Here is a 16,058-nt window from a genome sequence, read left to right as displayed (position 1 = left end):
GATGACGTTCCCCGCCCAACACATCGGTACCAGCGACTCGGTATGGTCGGGAGGTTGTCACTAAAGAAGGGTCAGCGCGGCCAGGGTGACGTTACGTAAAAGGACGTGATGGCACATGCGCGCGCCGCAATACCCCCAGGACACACCTGCAGTCGTTCGTGCGACCGCGATGCCTCGCCTGTCGGTGCTGCTGGTCGAGGACGATCGAGCCGACGCGTTGTTGGTCGAGGAACTGATTGCGGACACCGCCGTCGACATCGATTTCGCTTGGACGCCTTCGCTTTCCGATGCCGAGCAGGAGTTGGCGCGCAACCGGCCCGATTGTGTGCTGCTGGACCTGAATCTTCCCGACGCCACCGGCATTGACGCCCTCGAGCGAATCTGCAATGCGGATCCGGCCATCCCGATCGTGGTGTTGACCGGGCTGAATGACGAGCACTTCGGGATCTCCGCGGTGGCGTCCGGCGCTCAGGACTACCTGGTCAAGGGACGGGTCGATCCAGAGACCCTGCGCCGCTCGCTGCTGTATGCCATCGAGCGCAAGCGGGCCGAGCTGACCTCAGTCGAATTGCACGCCAGCCGCCTGCGAGCCGGGGAGAACGCTCGCCTCGAGCGCGGCCTGCAGCCGTCGCCGTTGCTGCTCGACGACCCCGGCGTCGACATCATCACCCGGTACCGGGCGAGCCGCGCGTATGCCCTGTTGGGTGGCGACTTCTACGACGTCGTGCAGACCCCCGACGGAACCGTGCACGTCATGGTTGGCGACGTCGCCGGCCACGGGCCGGATGAGGCCGCGCTCGGGGTGGCGTTGCGGATCGGCTGGCGTGCGCTGACGTTCGCCGGCCTGCGCGGCAATGAGCGCATGCACCAACTCGAGCGGATCCTGCTCACCGAGCGGCCGACGAAGGGAATCTTCGCGACGCTGTTGAGCCTCGCGTTCGCTCCCGACAGCCTGCGATTCAACGCTGTGCGAGCGGGGCATCCCGGCATGTTGATGCATGGAAACAACGACGTGCAGTGGATCGAACCTCCCGCGGGAGCCGCTCTCGGATTGGGTGCGCGCGAGTGGCCGGTCAACGAACTCGAGCTGCCGGAAGGCCACGGCTTGCTGTTGCTCACCGACGGCCTGTTCGAGGGTCACTCCGGGCGCGGCAACGAACGCCTCGGCGAGGACGGGCTGCTCGAACTTGCCCGCTCACTTGCGGCGTTGCCAGGCCCAGCCTTTGTGGACACGCTCATCAGCGAGGTGGAGGGGCGCGCGCGGACGCACGGCGGGCACACCGACGACATCGCCGTGGTGCGTGTCGAGCGGACGCCACGGTGACCGCGCCCGGGGGCGCACGCCGCCTGACCGTGCAGGGCTGGCTGAACGTCGTGTTGTCGGCGGTCGGAGTGGTGGTCTTAGCCGGAGCGATCGCCGGTAGCGTCCTGCTGCAGCGGACCGACGAAGTCTCCCGCGAGCTGGTCGGCAACGTTCAGCCGGCACGCGTTGCGGCTTATCAGCTGCAGGCCGCGCTGCGGGATCAGGAGACGGCGCTGCGTGGATACGCGATTGCGGCCGATCGGCAATTCCTCGAGCCGTACTTCGAAGGGCAGAGGGCCGAACGATCAGCGGCCGACGACATCCGCAGCCATCTGGGCTATCAGCGCGAAGCGGTCGATGACCTTGACGCCATTGAGAAAGCTGCGGCCGACTGGCGAACGGCCTACGCGGACCCGCTCATCGCGGGCACCGCGGGTGGCCAAGACCAATTCGACCGTCTGCGAGCACTATTCAAGGTCCAGAACGAGCATCTTTCGGCGGTCAGGCAAGCCGGCGTCGATGAGCTTGCAAGCGTGCGCGCGTGGCGTAATGGTGTGCTTGGCGGCCTGATAGTCACGTTCTTCGCGATGACAGTGCTGCTTGCCGTGCTGACACGAAGCGCGGTCACCCGGCCGCTGGAGTCGCTGGCCGCGGCCTGCCGGCGAATCACCGAGGGCAATTTCGGCGAGCGCATTGTTCCGCGCGGCCCCAGGGACATTCGGGGTATCGCCGTCGATGTCGAAGACATGCGGCAGCGCATCGTCGAGGAGCTGGAGGCAGCGCGGTCGGCGCAGACGGCGCTCGATGAACAGGCTGTCGAACTCCGACGGTCCAACGCGGAACTCGAGCAGTTCGCCTACGTCGCGTCTCACGATCTGCAGGAACCGCTGCGCAAGGTCGCATCGTTCTGCCAGCTGCTCGAGAAGCGCTACGGCGACAAGCTCGACGAGCGGGGCACGGAGTACATCGCCTTCGCGGTTGACGGCGCCAAGCGGATGCAGGTGTTGATCAACGACCTGCTCACGTTCTCGCGGGTGGGACGGCTCAACGCCACGACCACCGAGGTCAAACTGGACGCCACATTGGACGTTGCCCTCGGCAACCTGTCGACCGCGGTCGAGGAGTCGGGTGCGCAGATCGTCAGGCCGTCAGCGGGATTGCCCCGCATCGACGGCGACCCCACGCTGCTGGTGATGGTGTGGCAGAACCTGATCAGCAACGCGGTGAAATTCCGCCGAGAAGGTGTAGCGCCGCAGATCGTCATCGAGTGCGATCAACGCGTCCGCGACGACGACGCCGACTGGATCTTCACAGTGTCCGACAACGGAATCGGCATCCCGCAGGAGTTCGCCGACAAGGTGTTCGTCATCTTTCAGCGCCTCCATGGTCGAGATGCCTACAGCGGCACCGGCATTGGGCTTGCGCTGTGTAAGAAGATCGTCGAACACCATGGTGGAAACATCTGGATCGACACCTCGCACACCGGGGGCACACGTTTTCAATTCACCTTGCCTGTTCAACCGACGGCCGAGCCGGAACCGAACCCGGCGGCCATGCTGGAAGGAGCTGCCGAATGACCATAGAGGGCCGAGAAACCGACGATGGCCGCGCAATCGATGTGCTTTTGGTCGAAGACGACCCTGGCGATGAGCTGATCACCCGGGAAGCGTTCGAACACAACAAGATCAAAAACACTTTGCATGTCGCCCACGACGGCGAGGAGGGCCTGGACTTCCTCTACCAACGCGGGGCGTTCGAAAATGCGCCGCGGCCGGATCTGATCCTGCTCGATCTGAATCTGCCCAAATACGATGGGCGCCAACTGCTCGAGAAGATCAAGTCAGACCCCGAGCTGTGTCACATCCCGGTCGTCGTGCTCACCACGTCGTCGGCGGAAGAGGACATTCTGCGCAGCTACAAGCTGCACGCCAACGCGTATGTGACCAAGCCGGTGGATCTGGACCAGTTCATGAGCGCGGTCCGCCAGATCGACGAGTTCTTCGTCCAGGTGGTGCGGCTGCCGCAGTTCTAGCGCGGCGCGCCGACCTGGTTCCACTCCAGGCGCACCCGGGTGCCCGTCGATGACGAGTCGACGGTGGCCCGATCGGCGAGCGCCTGCATGAGCGGGATGCCGCGTCCTCTCCTGAGCTGTTTGGCGCCCGCATCGGTCTCGCGCCACGCGCCGTGATCGGTCACCGTGACGGCCAGCGTGGCCGTGCAGTCGTCGTAGGTGGCCTGCACCGCCATCACGCCGGGGCCGTCAGCCGCCGCATATGCATACTCCGCCGCGTTGGCCATGGCCTCGTTGACCGCGAGCACAATGTCACAGGCCTTCGCGGCATCGAGCGGGAAGTGCTCGGACAACCAGTCTGAAAACTCCCGCCGGATGATCGCGGCGTTCTGCGGATCGGCGACGGCGTCCATCCGCGCGAACTGTGATCTGTTACAAAGCGTTTCCGAAGTTGACATCTCGGCCTGTGGCTACCCCATCCCCGGTTCGGTTATGCCGCCAACGCGGCAAGCGCTTCGTCCAAGGTGGCGTGCAGGCCGACAACGTCGGCGATGCCGACCAGTTTCAGTGGTCGGCTGGTCGCAGGTCCGTCGGCGACCACGGCGAACTGGATGTCGGCGGGCAGCTCATCGCGCGCGGCCACCAACACGCCCATCCCCGCCGAGGCAAGAAAGTCGACCGCGCCAAGGTCGACGACCACAGCGCGTGGCGAGTCCTTGGCCGCCGCCGCGATCGCATCCTCGAGTTGCGACGTGGTGAGCATGTCGACCACGCCCGCCACCGCTAGCACCTCGATCTCACCGACGCGTCGCCGTTTGATGGTGCACTGACTGGCTGCGGACTGGCTTGACACGTTCTACCTCCAACATGACTGAAACCGCGCGGGCCAGATGCGCCCCGGTCCGGCGGCTAACACCCGGTTCCCAGTACTTCCGATTCTCAAACATTCACCCCTGAGCGCGGGATTTCTGCTGTGATGCGGTCCAGCAGCGCCGGATAGCGGTTGCCCTCGCGGTGCCTGCCCGGTTTGCCGCTGCTGATCAGGCCGGCCGACAGGGCCCGCTCGGGGTCGGCCCACACCGCGATGTTGACCAACCCGGTGTGGCCGAACGCGGCGGCCGCATCGCGTCCGAATGGCCCGAACCGCTTCGACCCCAGCATGTAGCCGGTGCCCCAGCGCAGCGGCACCAGGCCGGTCGCGAGATCGGGCCGCAGCCTGCGGCACTGGATGGTGGCGGCCCGAAGGGTCTCCGGCGACAGGATGCGCACCCCGTCGAGCTCGCCGCCGCGACGCAGAATCTCGGCGAAGCGGGACAATTCGTTGGCGGTCGACACGGTGTTGGAGGACGGCACGACCCCGGTGAGGAACTGCGGCGTATTCGAATACGGGATGATCTGGTGCATCGTCCCACCCACCGCGGTACGAAACGCCGCAGCGATCGGGGGCGGCAGTGGTTTACCCGTCGGGTAGCTCCGGGCGACCAGCGGAACATCGGCTTCGGTCACGCCGTAGTTCGTCCACCGGAAACCGAGCGGGTCGAGGATCTCGGTGGCAAGCACCTCGCGAATGTTCTTTCCGGTGGCGGCCGAGACGATCTCCCGCACCAGCGGGCCCCACGTCAGCGCGTGGTAGATGTGCACCAGTCCCGGCCGGTAGATCGGCTTCAGGTTGCCCAGCATCTCGCGGGCGTACTCGCTGTCGTCCATCCGTTTGAGGTCAGGCCGCGGCCCGGTGGCAAAAGGCACTCCTGCGCTGTGGGTCAGCACATGGCGGATGGTGGTGCGGTCCTTGCCGTGACTGGTGTAGCTGGGCAGGTAGTCGCACACGCGATCATCGAGGGAGAACACGCCCCGTTCGACAAGCATGTGCACGACGGTCGTGGTGATCGCCTTGGCCGCGGAGTACACACAGAATGGGGTTTCCGTTGTGGCAGCGACCTTTTCGGCCTCAGGCGGATCGTCAGGCCCGTTACCCCAACCGTGTCCGATCGCCCGGTTGAGCACCACCTTGCCGTTGTGCCGCAGGCAGAGCTGGATCGCGGGATGCATGCCCGCCGCATACCAGTGCCTAGCGGCCTGCCAGATGCGCTCGACGGCCGCCGGATCGATGGCCGAATGGTCTTCCTCGCCGATCACCGTGACGGCGTCGAGGTCGCTGGGCACTCGGATACGCCCGTCTGACGTCACGGTTGCGTCCTGTGCAGCGTCGCAGCCAAATGGTGCTGCAGCGGCTGACCGACTGCGCTCATCCGCAGTGTGTAGGTCAGCGCGTCGCCATCGACCCGGATCGAGCGGCTCAGTGCCGTCACCTCTTTGGCCGAGGACGTGCGGCCGATCGCCGTGGTCGTCATCTCCAACTCCAGCGTGGTTCCCGCGATCGTCACCGTGCCCTCCTCGATCTCGGTGACGCCCGTCGGATGGGCCAGCACGAGCTCGACGCGATCAGGCGACGGCGCGCGCAGAAATCCGGTCTCGGCGTGCAGCGGCCGACCGTCGTCGGTCGCGCGTGTCCGCTGGCCGTAGACCAGGAAGGGCTTGCCGACGTGACCGAACGTCACTTCCTCGAGATAGCCGAATGGCTCGATCGTCGGGTACTCGCCCTCGCCGCGGCCCGACCATGTGCCCAACAGGGGAGCCAGGGCGGCGACGTCGGGATGGAGATCGGCCACGACGTCAGGGTACGGAATAGCAGGCAGGCAGTCGCCGGTTGCCGGTTGACATGACCGACACCACATTCGATCCGCACGCTCTGATTGCCGAGAGCCGGCTCGGCGTGCTCGCCACCATCAAGTCCAACGGCCTGCCCCAGCTGTCACCCGTGACCCCGTACTACGACCGCGACGCGGGCGTCATCTACGTTTCGATGACCGAGGGCCGCGCCAAGACGACGAACCTGCGCCGCGACCCGCGCGCCGCGCTCGAGGTCACGAGTTCCGACGGTTGGGCATGGGCGACGGCCGAGGGCGCCGTCATGCTGACCGGACCGGGCACCGACCCGCAGGGTCCCGAGGTCGAAGCGCTGGTGGATTACTACCGCAGCGCCGCCGGGGAACATCCGGACTGGGATGAATACCGCGCGGTGATGGTGTCCGATCGCCGCGTGTTGATGGCTTTGACGGTCGACCGCGTCTACGGCGAGAAGATCCGCTAACCGCCGGGATTGGCGGGCGGGGGCGCACCGCCGGGATTGCGGGCGATGATCTGCCCGAGCTGGCCCAGCGCGCCCATCAGGTCACCTGGCCCCGACTGGGGCACGGGCGCGTCGGTCAGCTGCCAGGCCTGGCATTCGTTGGTGGTGAACGACGTGTCGGTCGCGTCGATCTGAACAATCTGCGCCTTCTTCGACAGCGCGTTGTCGACGATGGTCGTCCCGCTGGTGCGCTTCCAGTAGCAGGCGCCGTCGCCGACCGGGCCTGCCGAGCTGTACGTGCCCGGCTGAATGTCCTTGCCGACCGCGTAGGTGCCGTCGCCGTCGATCGTCGTCTTGGGCCCTGGCGGCGGCGCAGGAGCGGGATCAGCCGAGGCAATCGCGGGGGACGCGGCCCAGCCGAGGAGAACGATCCCCGCGGCCGCAGTTGTGCGTGTCGACCTCATCCGACCAGAGTAGGCGCTAAGCCGTGCTAACGAAAACCGCCCGCTACAGCGTGGGCTGCAGCGGGCGGTCTTCGCGCGTGGATCTACCCGGCCATGAACTCGCCGTAGGCCGATGCCAACTCCGGAGGCAACACCGACACGTTGCACTGACGCTCGGTGTCACCGATCGGCGCCAGGATGCCCTTCAGGTCGTAGTACTCCTGCGGGTTGGCGGTGAAGTAGCCGCGCAGGGTCGACGACGCCTGGTCGCGCGGCTGGCTGAACGCGGCCCCGACGGCCTGATTGGCGCTCGGGTGAGCGTTCAGGTAGGCGCGTGCCGAGCCCAACGTCGTGCTGACGACGTTGGACACCCCGGCCGCCGAGCAATCGGGCGCCGCCGCTGCGGTCGGCGCGGTGATGGTTGCTGCAGCTACGCCCCCGAGCACGCAGCCGGCAGCGACACCGGCGATGCCCCGGCGCGCAGTGATACCACTGAATTTCATGATCATTTCTTCCTTCGAATTGCGATTTGTCGCTGTTTTCCCCGTCCCTGAAAACCAAGGTAGCGGAACTCGAACCGGGCAAATTCGCGCAGCGACGGCCATTCGGCCGCGCCGAAGTGCGTTACAGCAATTCGGCGTGAGATAGCCCGCAATATGCCCCGATTTCGATAAGCCATCGAACAGATCGGGCCGGAGATCTTGAAAACTCTCAAAATTTGCCGCAACGTCTTAATTGATCGTGATTTGCATAGTGACCGAATTGTTATTCGACGGGCCTGGTGTGGGGAGTCGAGCAGTAGGTGCGTTGCCGAACGGCAACCGACAGCGACCAGCGACATCTCGGAGGGGATCTCGACCGCCGCCGTGAACTTCGACCCCCGGGATCAATCTGCTGGATAGGTAGTCTCGGGGCTGTGCGATTCGACCTGTTGACCCCCGGCATCGAAGTCGGCCTTGTGACGACCAACCTTGACGCGATGGTCGCCTTCTACGAGGGGTTCCTCGGGTTGGACCTTCAGGGCGAGGTGGAGTTCCCCGGCGGTTCGCAGCGTCGGTACTCGCTGGGCAACGGCGTAGTGAAACTCGTGACGTATGACCCGCCGCCGGCACCCGCCGCTCCCGGCGGTGGCCGCGCGCAAGCGGGCGTCCGCTACTTCACCATCGGGGTGCAAAACCTGCGCACTGTGGCCAAGGAGTTCGAGGGCTCCGAATACGAGATCGTCGAGCCCGTGACGGAGTTCGCTCCGGTGCCAGGCATGGGGTGGATGTTCGTCGCCGACCCCGACGGCAACTGGATCGAATTGTTCGGAACGTTGTGAACTATCCGGCCACACCGCAGGCGGCGCCCACCTGTTATCGGCACCCCGATCGCGCGACATACGTCACGTGCGTGCGATGTCACCGACCCATCTGCCCGGAATGCATGCGTGACGCCGCGGTCGGTCACCAGTGCGAGGAGTGCGTGCACGAGGGCGCGAAGACGGTGCGCCAGCCGCAGACCGCGGCCGGCGCGCGGCAGACAAAGACCCCGACGCCCGTCATCACCTACACGCTGATCGCGATCAACGTGGTGATGTTTGTTCTGCAAACCGTTTCGCCGAATCTGCAGAGCGACCTCGTGCTGCGCTCGCCGTCCGTCGCGACCGGCGACTGGTACCGGCTGGTGACGTCTGCCTTCCTGCACTACGGCATCGCGCACCTGCTGTTCAACATGTACGCGCTCTACATCATGGGTCCATCGCTGGAGAGCTGGCTGGGCCGACTGCGTTTCAGCGCGCTCTACGCGATGAGCGCGCTGGGCGGCTCCGTGCTGGTCTATCTGCTCTCGCCGCTGAACGCGGCGACCGCAGGCGCGTCGGGCGCGGTGTTCGGACTCTTCGGAGCGGCGTTTGTGATCGGCAAGCGGCTCAATCTCAACGTGCAGTGGGTGGTCGGGCTCATCGTGTTGAACCTGGCTTTCACGTTCGTGATCCCGGCGCTCGGCGGGCAGCAGATCAGCTGGCAGGGCCACATCGGGGGCCTGGTCACCGGAGCGGCGGTCGCGGCCGGCTACGCGTATGCACCCCGCGAGCGCCGAACGCTTGTCCAGGTTTCCGCCACGGTCGCATTGCTGGCGGTGTTCGCCCTCCTGATCGGGTGGCGGACAACCGATCTGCTCGGGCAGTTCGGTATCACCTGACGTTTGCCTGCCGCTCAGCGGTTGGCCATTTGCCCGTGCCAGCGTGGCTTCATGAGCGTGCAGCCGGATGTGTCCCCGCGACCGGTCGACCGCTTTCACCGGCTATCCGAAAGCGTGGTCACGCGCCTGCCGTTGGGCCTGAATTCTCTTGTGGCACCGACATTTCTGGGCTTCGTCGTACTCAACGGCTTCACGTTCGGCGTCGATCTGGTGCTACTCACCGTGCTCCATGGCGCGCTGGGCGTCGCGCTTCCCGTCGCGGTGACGGCGGCCTACGTGTGCGCGTTCACGCTGAGCTACATCCTCAACCGCGTGTTGAATTTCCGCTCACACGGCGCGGTTGGCCCTCAGTTGGCGGTGTACATCATCGTGGTCGCGGTGAACTACCTGGCGTTCATCCTCGGTGTTTCCAGTGCCCTGGCAGCGCTCGGCGTCGAGTATCACGTCGCGCGGATTGTGGCTGGGGTCTGCGAGGCGGTCTACATGTACAGCGCGATGCGCTGGGTGGTGTTTCGACCCTCATCGACTTGAGGGCAGACCGAACACGGAAAACAGGTCCGGGTCGAGAAACACGGTGATCGCGGCAATTCCGTCCTCGCCAGGAGTGAGCACATGTATCGCGTGGGCCTGCAACACGCCCCCGGCATCGCGGCGGTAATCGGCAACCGCCGGTTGGCCATTGGCGGATGTTGGCACCATCAACACAGCGTCGGGTTCTGCGAACGCACGCGCCGAGAGGAATCGCGTCACCGCGTCACGGCCGGTGAACCAGACGGCGAACGGCGGCATCTCAAGCTTGACGTCGGCCCGCAGCAGCGCGGTCAAGGCGGCCATGTCGCCGTTTTCGAACGCCGCGCAATAGCGTTCGACAAGTGCGAGCAGCTCCCGGTCTTCGGGTTCGATGACGTCGTCGTCGCTTGGCGCGACTTCGGCGAGATGGGCCCGCGCCCGCTGCAGCGCGCTGTTGACCGCGGCGGGCGTGGTCTCCAGCAGTTCGGCCACCTCCGCCGCACTGAACTGGACCACATCGCGCAGGATCAGCACCGCCCGCTGGCGAGCAGGCAGCTCCTGCATCGCCGTCACGATCGCCAGCCGAATGCTCTGCCGCGCGGTCACCGCGGCCTCGGGTGTGAACGTGTCCGGAATCGGCTCGAGCCAGGGAAACCCGGCCTTGCTCGCGTCGATGTCCACCTCGGGATCAACGGAACCCGCGCCGAGTCCGGCGGGCAACACCCGCCGCGCGCGGTTCTGCAGCGCCCGCAGGCACGCGGTGGTCGCAATGCGGTACAGCCAGGTCCGTAGGGCCGCGCGTTCCTCGAACGCCTCGTAACCGCGCCAGCCGCGCAAGTACGTTTCCTGCACCAGGTCCTCGGCGTCCTGCACCGAACCCAGCATGCGGTAACAATGCGCAATCAACTCGGCGCGAAACGGCGCTGCCTGTTCGATGAACTCCTGCTGAGCCGGCACGTCGGTCCTCCTACCAATCGCGTCTACTCAATACAGATACGCCCGGTGACGGGAACTCATCGACCAGCACCCGATGAATCCATCGGCTGCTGTGCATCTGACTTGATATGAATCAACCCAACAACACCCTGGCCGGTTCCACCGCGATCGTGACCGGCGCCAGCCGAGGATTCGGCCGCGGCATTGCCGAGGCATTCACTGCGGCAGGAGCCGACGTCATCGGCGTCGCCCGCAGCGGTGGCACCGTCATCGCCGATGCCGCCGACCCCGCAACCGCACACCGGCTCATCGACGAGTACCAGCCCCGCACGGTCGTGCTCTGCGCGGGAGCGGCGCCACAGATGAGCCCACTGCACCAGCAGACCTGGGAGTCCTTCAGCCAGAACTGGAATGTCGATGTGGCCCAAGCATTTCATTGGATCCGGGAAGCGCTGCTGCGGCCGCTGGCGCCGGGCAGCACCGTAATCGCGGTCTCCAGCGGAGCGGCCATCAACGGTTCGCCGCTCAGTGGGGGCTATGCCGGAGCCAAGGCCACCGTCAGGTTCATCGCCAACTACGCCGCACTGGAGTCGCAGCAAGCCGGCCTCGGTATCGACTTCATCTCGGTGCTGCCCACGTTGACACCCACCACTGAGCTGGGCGCCAAGGCGGTGGCGGCATACGCCGAGCGCCAAGGCGTCGACGTCGAGGAGTTCGTGCAGTCCCTTCCGCCGGCGCTGACCGCCGAGCAGGTCGGGAAGTCCGTGTTGGAACTCGCCACTGCAGGGCCGCGCGAACACCGCGCATACACCCTGAGCGCTGCCGGTTTGTCGCCATTGGGCTGAGCAGGCGCGAATGTGGGTATCCGTCAGCATGGCGTTCAAACTCACATACATCGACGGACAAGAAGACACCTACGACGACGACACCAAGTGGGAGGTCGACGACGGTGTTCTCAAGTTGGGCCGCGGAGACGGGGACTGGTCGGTGCTGGTCTCCCCGGGCCACTGGGCGACGATCGAGCTCGGCAAGAGCGCGAAAGACAAGAAAGAAAAGAAGGACGACGACGGCAAAGACGCCAGGGATGAAGACAAAGAAGCCAAGGCCAAAGCCAAGGACGAAGACAAAGACGAAGAGGACAAAGACGAAGAGGGCAAAGACGACGGCTGAGGCTCAGACCTCGATCCGCGAACCGATGATGACCGTGCGGTCCAGCGGCAGTTTGAAGTAGGCGGCGGCGTCGGCGGTGATGTAGGACGTCGCGATGAAAAGCCGCTTGCGCCAAGGCGACATCGTGGGTTCACTGCCCGCCGTCAGCTCCAGCTTCGACAGGAAGTAGGACGCCGTGTCGACGTCGATGTGCCCCTCGGTGTGCGCGGGATCGAGCAACCGCAGCGCCGCAGGGATATCCGGCCGTTCCATGTAGCCGTAGCACGCTTTGACGTGGATGATGCCGTCTCGCTTGTACCCGAGTTCGTCGATGGTAATCCGCTCATCGTCGGGCATCCGGGGAACGGGCACCGTGTCGATCGACATCACGACCACATGCCGGTGCAGTACCCGGTTGTGTTCGACGTTGGCCCGCATCGCAAGCGGCGCGGTTTCCTTACCGCGGTTGAGAAACACCGCGGTGCCGGCCATTCGCACCAGCGGCGGCTCGCAATGCCGTAGACCGTCGACGAACTCGCGCAGCGGACCCTCGGCCTTTTCCCTTGCGCGCGTAACGATTTCGCGGCCCTTTTCCCACGTCGTCATCACCGTGAACGCGACGACGCCGATAAGCAGTGGCAGCCAGGCGCCGTGCACGATCTTGGTCAGGTTCGCCGCGAAGAACATAAGATCTACGACCAACAGGAAGGCCCCGACGCTCAGCACGACCCAAAGCGGCCATCCCCACCGGGTGCGCGCGTAGTAGAAGAACAGCGTTGTGGTGATGGTGATCGTTCCCGTCACCGCCATGCCGTATGCGTACCCCAGGGCGGCCGAGCTGCGGAACGCGAAGACCAGGATCAGCACCGCGACCGTCAGCATCCCGTTGATCCACGGCACGTAGATCTGGCCGATTGCCGATGCCGAGGTGTGCTCGATCCGCAGCCGCGGCAGGTAGCCGAGCCGAGCCGCTTGCGACGCAACCGAGTACGCGCCGGTTATCACCGCCTGCGACGCTATGACCGTCGCGGCTGTTGCCACCAGGATCATGGGAATCCGGGCACGTTCCGGAATGAGTAAGAAGAACGGCGCGCTTACGTTTGACTCATCGGCGAGCACCAGTGCCCCCTGGCCGAAGTAGCTCAACGTAAGGGCAGGCAGCACGAGCCCGAGCCAGCCGTACGTGATGGCTTTACGGCCGAAGTGCCCCATGTCGGCGTACAGCGCCTCGGCCCCGGTGACGGACAGCACGATGGCTGCGAGCGAGAAGAACGCAATGTGGAAGTGCCCCAACAAGAACGTCAGGGCGTAAGTGGGGGAGAGCGCCTTCAGGATCTCGGGATGCCCGACGATCCCGACGATTCCGCAGGCACCGATCGCCACGAACCAAACGATCATCACCGGGCCGAAGAATCGCCCGACCGCCGCGGTGCCGTGCCGCTGGACTGAGAACAGCGCCACGATGATCACTGCCGTGATCGGCACGACGAAATCGTCGAAGTCCGGACTGATGACCTTGAGGCCCTCGACGGCCGACAACACCGAGATCGCCGGTGTGATCATGCTGTCGCCGAAGAACAGTGCGGCGCCGAAAAGTCCTAGACCGGCCAGGAACGTCGCGGCGCGGTGGCCACGTCTGGCGGTCCAGCGGCGTAGCAGCGCGATCAGCGCCATGATCCCGCCTTCGCCGTCGTTGTCGGCTCGCATCACCAGAGCGATGTAGGTCAGCGTGACGATGATCATCACCGACCAGAAGATCGTCGAGACGACGCCGTACACATTGCCGGTCGAGATCGGCACCGGATGAGGGTCGCCGGGGTTGAACACGGTCGCAAGGGTGTAGATCGGGCTGGTGCCGATGTCTCCGAACACGACACCGAGTGCACCGATCACGATCGCCGGGCGCAGCGCCTGCCGAGTGTCCACGGATGCCATAGTTGCACTCGCAGGCATCGGGCAAGAGGAATCGTGCCTGTTGCTCTGGTCATAGTGGTCATCGCGGCATTGCGCGTGGTGCCCACCCGCTGGCGGTGTTGAGCACCCACCTGTATGCGGTGCCGTATGGCGGCCTGGTCACCGCCTCCGGCATGGTCGCCGCAGTTGATAGCCGGGCCCGGCGTTGACCTCAGGGGATCATGGGAGTCATGACCGACGCACTCGACGAGCTGTACGAGGTCAAGCCGGAGGAGTTCACCGCACTGCGCACCAAGCTCGCCGTGGCGGCCAAACAACGAGGCGATGCCGATTCGGCCAAACAGATCTCTGCCGCGCGCAAGCCGACGACCGCGGCGTGGGTCGTCAACCGCGTCGCCATCCGGGACCTGGAGATACGGACGCGCCTTGCCGGGCTGGGCGAGCGACTGAAGGACGCCCACACCGCGATGGACGGTGACCGCATCCGCGAGTTGTCCCGGGAGCAGCGCCGACTCGTCGACGACGTCGCCAGGGCAGCGTTCGAGGAAGCCGAATTCGCCGACCCGTCGGCCGCGCTACGCGACGACGTGGTCGGCACGCTGCAGGCCGCGATCGCAGACCCGGATGTCGCGGCTCGTCTCGGGCGACTGACCAAGGCCGAACGTTGGTCCGGCTTCGGTGAATTCGGCGATACCGCAATGGTTTTCACGACAACACGCAGGCCTGAGGCCACGCGCGAAAAACCTGCAGAACTACCGAAGAGCGAGGAGAAGCGCGACGACAAGCGCCGTGAGCGGGCAGCGTTGGCCGAAGCCGAACACGCGAAGGCCCAAGCGGATGAGGCGCTCACCGAGCTGCAGTCCGATCTCGCGACGGCTCGGTTGCGCCGCGACGACGCCCGCAGGCGATTGAACGATGCCGAACAGGCGTTGGCCGCCGCCGAGGATGCCTACGAGAAAGGCAAGCAGGCCGGCCGCGAGGCAGCCGCGGTGGTGAAGGCCGCAAAGGCGCGGCTGAGGTAGACATCTGTGATGGACGTGCAACTTGCCGACGGTGTGACTACCGTCCGCATCGACCATCCGCCGGTCAACGCCTTCAATCTCGGCCTGGTCGAAGACGCGATTGCCACGGTCCGCAGCATCGACGGACCGATCGTGCTCACCGGGGCGGGTGCGTGCTTCTCGGCCGGCGTCGACCTGCGCGCGCTGCTCGACGGGCCGCCGGAGTACACCGACACGTTCCTCGCCGCGGTGTCGGAGGCGTTCCTGACGGTCTTCGATCACCCGGCGCCGGTGGTGGCGGCGGTGAACGGACATGCGATCGCGGGCGGCTGTGTGTTGGCGATGGCCGCCGACATCCGCCTCATGTCGTCGGGGCTGATTGGGCTGAGCGAGGTGGCGGTTGGCGTGCCGTTCCCGGTCGCTGCGCTCGAGATTTGTCGATACGCGATGGGCCCGTCGGTGACACGCGCGGTCCTGCAGGCCGACAACGTCGACGTCGGCATCGCGGCCGGCCGTGGTTGGATCGACGAAGTCGTCGCGCCCGACGAGCTGGTACCCCGTGCCGTCGAGGTCGCCCGCGCGCTGGGCCAACACCCGGCCACAGCCTATGCGGCGATGAAGGAGCAGCTACACCGGCATGCCCGCGCCGCCATCGACGCTGGCGTCGAGCTGGACGCCGGGGTGCGGGCCGTCTGGAAGTCGGACGAGACGCGAGGCCGGATCTCTGCTTTCCTGGACGCGCTTAAGTGATTGCGCGGCAGCTGATTTCCATGCTGTCGCCTTCGCGGACGGGGAAGTTCACGCTGACGTAGCCGTTGCCGGGATCCCGCACATGGTCGAGGTACGGCCTGGTGTCATCCATCGAGGTGTTGTCCGCGACGACCAGCGCGCCCGGCGACAGCTTGGGCTCCAGGAGCTTGGTCACCGGAAGGTAGAGCTCCTTCCAACCGTCGAGCAGCACGAAGCCGATCGGGCCGTCGATGGCCTCCAGTGTGGTCAGCGCATCGCCTTCCAGGACAGTGATGAGATCGTCGAGCCCGGTCTGGGTGAACGTCTTTTTGGCCGTGGCGACCTTGGCGGCGCTCAGTTCGGTGGTGACGACGCGGCCGGTTCCGTTGTCGCGCACCGCTGACGCGAGGTGGATCGCCGAGATCCCAAGGGACATCCCGAATTCGACGATGGTGGCGGGCCGCGATGCGCGCACGAGCGAGTAGAGCAGTCGGCCAGCGTCGGGGGTCACCGGCATATAGATCTCGCTGAGCGCGTCGGCACGCTCTTGAGCACTGGCGTTGGCAACGCGCTCAAAAAGCTCGCGGTTCTCCCGAAGCCGGGCGAACTGTTCGCCTGCTTCGGTGTACATCCGGTCGAGGGCGGACGCGACTCTGGCGTCCTGCAGTGTGATGGTCACTCGGTCCAACATAGCAGCAGAGCGATATATCGCAACGTATCGCGATGCAACGCTCAGAAAGTCCGGCACAAG

At 65.6% G+C, this 16,058-nt stretch carries 20 protein-coding genes; 11 read left to right on the top strand and 9 right to left on the bottom strand.

Translation table 11 applies throughout. The features are described 5' to 3' along the window. The first annotated feature begins 115 nt into the window (after window positions 1–115). The 3 genes from MYCSM_RS30800 to MYCSM_RS30790 are packed head-to-tail and all read left to right on the top strand — an operon-like array spanning window position 116 to window position 3,335. Complete coding sequence (locus MYCSM_RS30800) at window positions 116–1,324, top strand: PP2C family protein-serine/threonine phosphatase (protein ID WP_015310106.1); 1,209 nt, start codon at window positions 116–118, stop codon at window positions 1,322–1,324. Beyond that, entirely contained in the window at window positions 1,321–2,880 is a 1,560-nt protein-coding gene (locus MYCSM_RS30795) for a sensor histidine kinase (RefSeq protein WP_015310105.1), read from the top strand. The genes MYCSM_RS30800 and MYCSM_RS30795 overlap by 4 nt, the downstream gene beginning before the upstream one ends. Continuing rightward, window positions 2,877–3,335, top strand: a complete 459-nt coding sequence (locus MYCSM_RS30790) for a response regulator (RefSeq protein ID WP_015310104.1) — start codon at window positions 2,877–2,879, stop codon at window positions 3,333–3,335. The genes MYCSM_RS30795 and MYCSM_RS30790 overlap by 4 nt, the downstream gene beginning before the upstream one ends. Here MYCSM_RS30790 and MYCSM_RS30785 read toward each other — a convergent pair. The 4 genes from MYCSM_RS30785 to MYCSM_RS30770 form a co-directional block, all read right to left on the bottom strand. Continuing rightward, on the bottom strand, window positions 3,332–3,727 hold the full coding sequence (locus MYCSM_RS30785) for an ATP-binding protein (RefSeq protein WP_051073842.1): 396 nt from the start codon (window positions 3,725–3,727) through the stop codon (window positions 3,332–3,334). The two genes, MYCSM_RS30790 and MYCSM_RS30785, sit on opposite strands and share 4 nt — an antisense overlap. A gap of 77 nt (window positions 3,728–3,804) precedes the next feature. Next, entirely contained in the window at window positions 3,805–4,167 is a 363-nt protein-coding gene (locus MYCSM_RS30780; protein WP_015310102.1) for an STAS domain-containing protein, read from the bottom strand. Between the two features lie 86 nt (window positions 4,168–4,253). Next, window positions 4,254–5,501, bottom strand: a complete 1,248-nt coding sequence (lipE, locus tag MYCSM_RS30775; protein ID WP_015310101.1) for a lipase LipE — start codon at window positions 5,499–5,501, stop codon at window positions 4,254–4,256. Further along, complete coding sequence (locus MYCSM_RS30770; RefSeq protein ID WP_015310100.1) at window positions 5,498–5,983, bottom strand: peroxynitrite isomerase; 486 nt, start codon at window positions 5,981–5,983, stop codon at window positions 5,498–5,500. The genes lipE and MYCSM_RS30770 overlap by 4 nt, the downstream gene beginning before the upstream one ends. Before the next feature lie 50 nt (window positions 5,984–6,033). Between MYCSM_RS30770 and MYCSM_RS30765 the strand changes: the two genes are divergently transcribed. Next, the gene (locus tag MYCSM_RS30765; RefSeq protein WP_015310099.1) at window positions 6,034–6,465 is read left to right on the top strand and encodes a PPOX class F420-dependent oxidoreductase; all 432 of its coding nucleotides are present in this window, start codon (window positions 6,034–6,036) and stop codon (window positions 6,463–6,465) included. On the opposite strand, the gene MYCSM_RS30760 is transcribed toward MYCSM_RS30765, so the two are convergent. Further along, window positions 6,462–6,908, bottom strand: a complete 447-nt coding sequence (locus MYCSM_RS30760) for a hypothetical protein (protein ID WP_015310098.1) — start codon at window positions 6,906–6,908, stop codon at window positions 6,462–6,464. The two genes, MYCSM_RS30765 and MYCSM_RS30760, sit on opposite strands and share 4 nt — an antisense overlap. Before the next feature lie 83 nt (window positions 6,909–6,991). Then, the gene (locus tag MYCSM_RS30755) at window positions 6,992–7,390 is read right to left on the bottom strand and encodes a heme-binding protein (RefSeq protein WP_015310097.1); all 399 of its coding nucleotides are present in this window, start codon (window positions 7,388–7,390) and stop codon (window positions 6,992–6,994) included. A 413-nt stretch (window positions 7,391–7,803) separates the two neighbouring features. On the opposite strand from MYCSM_RS30755, the gene MYCSM_RS30750 reads away from it, so the two are divergent. The 3 genes from MYCSM_RS30750 to MYCSM_RS30740 are packed head-to-tail and all read left to right on the top strand — an operon-like array spanning window position 7,804 to window position 9,599. Beyond that, window positions 7,804–8,208 carry a VOC family protein gene (locus MYCSM_RS30750; protein WP_015310096.1) on the top strand — a complete coding sequence of 135 codons (405 nt, stop codon included), beginning with the start codon at window positions 7,804–7,806 and terminating at the stop codon, window positions 8,206–8,208. Beyond that, entirely contained in the window at window positions 8,205–9,068 is an 864-nt protein-coding gene (locus MYCSM_RS30745; protein ID WP_015310095.1) for a rhomboid family intramembrane serine protease, read from the top strand. Before MYCSM_RS30750 ends, MYCSM_RS30745 begins: the two co-directional genes overlap by 4 nt. A 51-nt stretch (window positions 9,069–9,119) precedes the next feature. Next, the gene (locus MYCSM_RS30740; protein WP_015310094.1) at window positions 9,120–9,599 is read left to right on the top strand and encodes a GtrA family protein; all 480 of its coding nucleotides are present in this window, start codon (window positions 9,120–9,122) and stop codon (window positions 9,597–9,599) included. On the opposite strand, the gene MYCSM_RS30735 is transcribed toward MYCSM_RS30740, so the two are convergent. Then, window positions 9,588–10,535, bottom strand: coding sequence for a sigma-70 family RNA polymerase sigma factor (locus MYCSM_RS30735; RefSeq protein ID WP_015310093.1), 948 nt, complete (start codon window positions 10,533–10,535; stop codon window positions 9,588–9,590). The genes MYCSM_RS30740 and MYCSM_RS30735 overlap by 12 nt on opposite strands. A gap of 107 nt (window positions 10,536–10,642) precedes the next feature. On the opposite strand from MYCSM_RS30735, the gene MYCSM_RS30730 reads away from it, so the two are divergent. Together MYCSM_RS30730 and MYCSM_RS30725 are read left to right on the top strand one after the other, a co-directional pair. After that, window positions 10,643–11,359, top strand: a complete 717-nt coding sequence (locus MYCSM_RS30730; protein ID WP_015310092.1) for an SDR family NAD(P)-dependent oxidoreductase — start codon at window positions 10,643–10,645, stop codon at window positions 11,357–11,359. A 10-nt stretch (window positions 11,360–11,369) separates the two neighbouring features. Then, window positions 11,370–11,684, top strand: coding sequence for a hypothetical protein (locus tag MYCSM_RS30725; RefSeq protein ID WP_015310091.1), 315 nt, complete (start codon window positions 11,370–11,372; stop codon window positions 11,682–11,684). A gap of 3 nt (window positions 11,685–11,687) precedes the next feature. Here the strand turns inward: MYCSM_RS30725 and MYCSM_RS30720 are convergent, their stop codons facing one another. After that, window positions 11,688–13,598 carry a potassium transporter Kup gene (locus MYCSM_RS30720; protein WP_015310090.1) on the bottom strand — a complete coding sequence of 637 codons (1,911 nt, stop codon included), beginning with the start codon at window positions 13,596–13,598 and terminating at the stop codon, window positions 11,688–11,690. 200 nt (window positions 13,599–13,798) lie between these two features. Here MYCSM_RS30720 and MYCSM_RS30715 point away from each other — a divergent pair, with 200 nt between their 5' ends. Both MYCSM_RS30715 and MYCSM_RS30710 read left to right on the top strand, forming a co-directional pair. Further along, a complete protein-coding gene (locus MYCSM_RS30715) occupies window positions 13,799–14,599 on the top strand; it encodes a hypothetical protein (RefSeq protein ID WP_015310089.1) in 801 nt (266 codons plus the stop codon). Window positions 14,600–14,608: 9 nt separating this feature from the next. After that, the gene (locus MYCSM_RS30710) at window positions 14,609–15,328 is read left to right on the top strand and encodes an enoyl-CoA hydratase/isomerase family protein (protein WP_015310088.1); all 720 of its coding nucleotides are present in this window, start codon (window positions 14,609–14,611) and stop codon (window positions 15,326–15,328) included. On the opposite strand, the gene MYCSM_RS30705 is transcribed toward MYCSM_RS30710, so the two are convergent. Beyond that, on the bottom strand, window positions 15,321–15,986 hold the full coding sequence (locus MYCSM_RS30705) for an O-methyltransferase (protein ID WP_041315336.1): 666 nt from the start codon (window positions 15,984–15,986) through the stop codon (window positions 15,321–15,323). The two genes, MYCSM_RS30710 and MYCSM_RS30705, sit on opposite strands and share 8 nt — an antisense overlap. Window positions 15,987–16,058: the final 72 nt, after the last annotated feature.

It is taken from the genome of Mycobacterium sp. JS623, from assembly GCF_000328565.1.
Taxonomy (GTDB): Bacteria; Actinomycetota; Actinomycetes; order Mycobacteriales; family Mycobacteriaceae; genus Mycobacterium.
This window is presented reverse-complemented; position numbering and strand designations above follow the sequence as displayed.